Genomic DNA, 3,554 nt, shown 5'->3' on the forward strand with positions numbered 1-3,554 from the left:
GAAGCTCGGCGGCGTGGCCGCGGCGCGGGGCGCGGGCGGCGGAGCCATCGGCGGCGGAGTCGCCGGCGCGGCCGGCGCGCCGAGACGGCTGAACGGACCCCATTCGTTCTCGCCGACCTTGGCGACTTCGACGTTGCCCGACCAGTCGCCGGCGGCGACCTTGCGCTCGACGAAAGTGTGCGGAACCGGGCCGCGCGGCTTGCCGCCGATCACGGCGAACAGGCTGCCGCGATTGTCGAGCGCATGGATCTCGCTGTCGGCGCCGATGCTGCGCAGGCCGTCCTGCAGGCCCTGCAGCTTGGCGAGGTCGTCGCTCTCCTTCAACGTGACCGGCGCGCGCGGCACCAGCTGCGTGCTGACTTTGTCCGGTTCCATGCGGAAATAGCTGGCCAACGCCGGCCAGACCGTTTCCGCGGCGTGACCGGACAAAACCGTGCCGGTCAGCACCAACGCGTGCTTGGTGTTCTGCATGAGATTCCCCGATGGAGCAGGCGCGCCGGGGCCGGCGCGCTGGCCCGACTTTACCGTTTCAGAACGCGGGCGCAACCTGAACCGAACAGCCGGCGCGAAGGCCGGCGGCGGCCTACGGCCGTTCGACGATTGCCGTGACGCCCATGCCGCCGGCCGTGCAGATCGAGATCAGGCCGCGGCCGCTGCCCTTTTCCTCGAGCAGCTTGGCCAGGTTCGCGACGATGCGCGCGCCGGTCGCCGCGAACGGATGGCCGTGGGCCAGCGACGAGCCGTTCACGTTCATCTTCGCCGGATCGATGCTGCCGAGCGGGGTGTCGAGGCCGAGCCGGTTCTTGCAGTACTCGGCGCTTTCCCAGGCACGCAGGGTGCACAGCACCTGCGCGGCGAAGGCCTCGTGGATTTCGTAGAAGTCGAAGTCCTGCAGGGTCAGGTTCGCGTCCTTGAGCATCTGCGCGACGGCGATCGTCGGCGCCATCAGCAGTCCTTCGCCGTGGACGAAATCGACCGCGGCGACCTTGGAGTGGGTCAGATAGGCCTGGACCTTCAGGCCGCGCGCCTGCGCCCAGGCGTCGCTGGCCAGCAGCACGGCCGAGGCGCCGTCGGTCAGCGGCGTGGAGTTGCCGGCGGTCAAGGTGCCCTGGCCCGAGGTCTTGTCGAAGGCCGGCTTCAGGCTCGCGAGCTTTTCCAGCGAGGTGTCGGGACGCAGGATGTTGTCGCGCTCGATGCCGCGGAACGGCACGACGAGATCCTTGTAGAAACCGCGCGAATAGGCCGCGGCGGCTTTCTGATGGCTTTCCCAGGCGAGCTTGTCCTGGTCCTCGCGCGCGATTTTCCATTCCTTGGCCATGAGCTCGCAGTGGTCGCCCATGGACTTGCCCGTGCGCGGCTCGGCCACGCCGGGGAAATGCGGCTTGAGTTCGCTGAAGCTGAAACCGCGCAGCAGGGTCTTGAGCTTGTCGAGCGGCGTCTTCGCGCGCGCCGCCGCGAGCAGGCGCTGCTGCAGCTTGCGGCCGTAGACGATGGGCACGTCGCTCGTCGTGTCCGAACCGCCGGCGACGCCGGCCTCGATCTGGCCCATCGCGATCTTGTTGCCGATGTGGATGGCGGTGTCGAGCGAGGTGCCGCAGGCGCGCGCCATCGTGATGCCCGGCGTCGTCGGCGCGAGCCCCGAGGACAGCGCCGCCTCGCGCGCGAGGTTCCAGTCCGAGGAATGGTGGATCACCGCGCCCATCGCGACTTCGCCGAGCTCGACGCCGTGCAGGCCGAACTTTTCCACGAGCGCGCCGAGCGTCTTGATCGACATGCCGAGGTTGCCGACGTCGGCATAGGCCGTGTTGTTGCGACAGAAGGGGATGCGCACCCCGCCGATGATGCCTACGCGTTGCTGGTTGCTCACGATTCGCCTTCCTGCGGCTGAGGGGTTAGCGCCTGCTATCATCAGACGTTTCACGGTAGTTGCTTATTCTATGCCGTACGTTTTCGATCTTGACAGGCTGCAGACCCTGGCCGCCGGTACGGCCGAGGGCTTCGCCGGGGCCGAGCCGTACCCGCATGCGGTGTTCGAGGACTTCCTCGACCCGGCGGCCGCGGCCGAGCTGGCGCAGGTCTTTCCCAAGCCCGAAGATCGCCTGGCCTGGGACCGGTTCGGCGCGATCGGCTACGAGGTCAAGCTCGGCTCCTCCGACGAAGTGCGTTTTCCGCCGGCGCTGCGCCGGGCCATCCACGATCTGAATTCCGGGCCGTTCATCCGTTTCCTCGAGCGCCTCAGCGGCATCGGGCATCTGCTGCCGGACCCGGGCCTGGCCGGCGGCGGTATCCACCTGAGCCGCCGCGGCGACCATCTCGGCATCCATGCGGATTTCAACTGGCACGAAGGCCTGCAGGCGCACCGGCGCCTGAACCTGCTGATCTACCTGAATCCGCACTGGGAAGCCGGCTTCGGCGGCGAGCTGGAGCTCTGGGACACGACCGGCACGCGCCGCGTGCGCACGGTCGAACCGCTGTTCAACCGCGCCGTCGTGTTCGCGACGCGTTCGGACACCTTCCACGGCCATCCGAATCACTGGGCCGCGCCCGAGGGTATCTACCGCCAGTCGATCGCGCTGTACTACTACACGACGCAGCGCCCGGCCGAAGAACGGCGCGAAGCCCACGGCACGCTGTACAAGGGCTATAACGCCTGAAGCGCGGCGCCGCCGCGCGGTCGCGACCCGCCGGGCGTGTCGCACCGGCACGCGCAGGTCGTCGCGAGCGCGGCGAACCACGGCACCGAGGCGTTCCCGCCGCGAAAAGCCCGTCCCGGATGATCGCGCCGTCGCCCGAACAAGCCGCGACGGCGCGTCGTCACGGCGCGTGCGTCGTCAGCGCCGCGACCGTATACGGCGCGCGCAGACCCTCGGGCGGCGCGGCTTCGGCGTATTCCTTGCCCTGCATGAAGATCGCGCGCGAAGCGAGCAGGCGTACGGTGGTCTGGCACAGCGCGGCCGATGCCGCGGGCATGCCGACGACGCTGAACTCGAGCGCGCCGCGCCGGCCCAGGCGCAGGGCGTGGCAGTCGACGACGCGATCGTCGGAATTCACGAGCAGGCGTTCCTCGGCCCAGTCCAGCACCTGGCCGTCGAACTGCGGTGCCGCCGCGTAGCCGAGCAGGTCGCCGTTGCTGACGAGCACGTGCGGCTTCGGCGACTTGTTGCGCTGCGCGTCGTCGAGCAGGGCGACGGGATCCAGCGGCGCGGCGGCGATCCAGCCGTCGCTGAGCCAGCGCACGTTCACGTGCCAGGCGTCGGGATCGGTCAGCGCGAGTTTTTCGTGGATGATCCAGCCCATGCCGCGGGAATCTTCGTTGCGGCCGCGCGCCCGGTCCATGCGGCGCGCATCGGCCCCGCTGATCAGGCGGAACTTCGACGGTACGTCGATCGTGACGCCGATCGCGTCGCGCGTGTAGCGGCCGCGGTTGAACACGGCGCTGCGCGCGGCCTCGGCATAGCTGATGACTTCTGCCGGGCGCTCCTGCACCGGCACCGGCGCCGGGTTGTCGAACTCCGCGTCGCGCGGGGTCGCGTCCGCCTGGCCGCCGCCGGCCC

Annotated in this window: 4 protein-coding genes; 1 reads left to right on the plus strand and 3 read right to left on the minus strand. The window is 69.6% G+C overall.

The window, feature by feature from the left end; all coding sequences use genetic code 11:
• Together NON22_RS21840 and NON22_RS21845 are read right to left on the minus strand one after the other, a co-directional pair.
• Positions 1–471 (minus strand): hypothetical protein (locus NON22_RS21840; protein WP_257389115.1); only part of this gene is annotated, 471 nt, incomplete at its 3' end.
• A 112-nt stretch (positions 472–583) separates the two neighbouring features.
• A complete protein-coding gene (locus NON22_RS21845; protein ID WP_257389116.1) occupies positions 584–1,867 on the minus strand; it encodes an acetyl-CoA C-acetyltransferase in 1,284 nt (427 codons plus the stop codon).
• Positions 1,868–1,937: 70 nt separating this feature from the next.
• On the opposite strand from NON22_RS21845, the gene NON22_RS21850 reads away from it, so the two are divergent.
• Complete coding sequence (locus NON22_RS21850) at positions 1,938–2,654, plus strand: 2OG-Fe(II) oxygenase (protein ID WP_257389117.1); 717 nt, start codon at positions 1,938–1,940, stop codon at positions 2,652–2,654.
• A 160-nt stretch (positions 2,655–2,814) separates the two neighbouring features.
• On the opposite strand, the gene NON22_RS21855 is transcribed toward NON22_RS21850, so the two are convergent.
• Positions 2,815–3,554, minus strand: a 740-nt coding sequence (locus NON22_RS21855; protein ID WP_257389118.1) for a DUF2167 domain-containing protein, incomplete at its 5' end; no start/stop codon positions are given.

The organism is Tahibacter caeni (genome assembly GCF_024609805.1).
GTDB lineage: Bacteria > Pseudomonadota > Gammaproteobacteria > Xanthomonadales > Rhodanobacteraceae > Tahibacter > Tahibacter caeni.

Bases quoted from the DNA above. Each gene is read 5' to 3' on its own strand.
- NON22_RS21850 (WP_257389117.1), top strand. From the start codon at position 1,938: ATGCCGTACGTTTTCGATCTTGACAGGCTGCAGACCCTGGCCGCCGGT.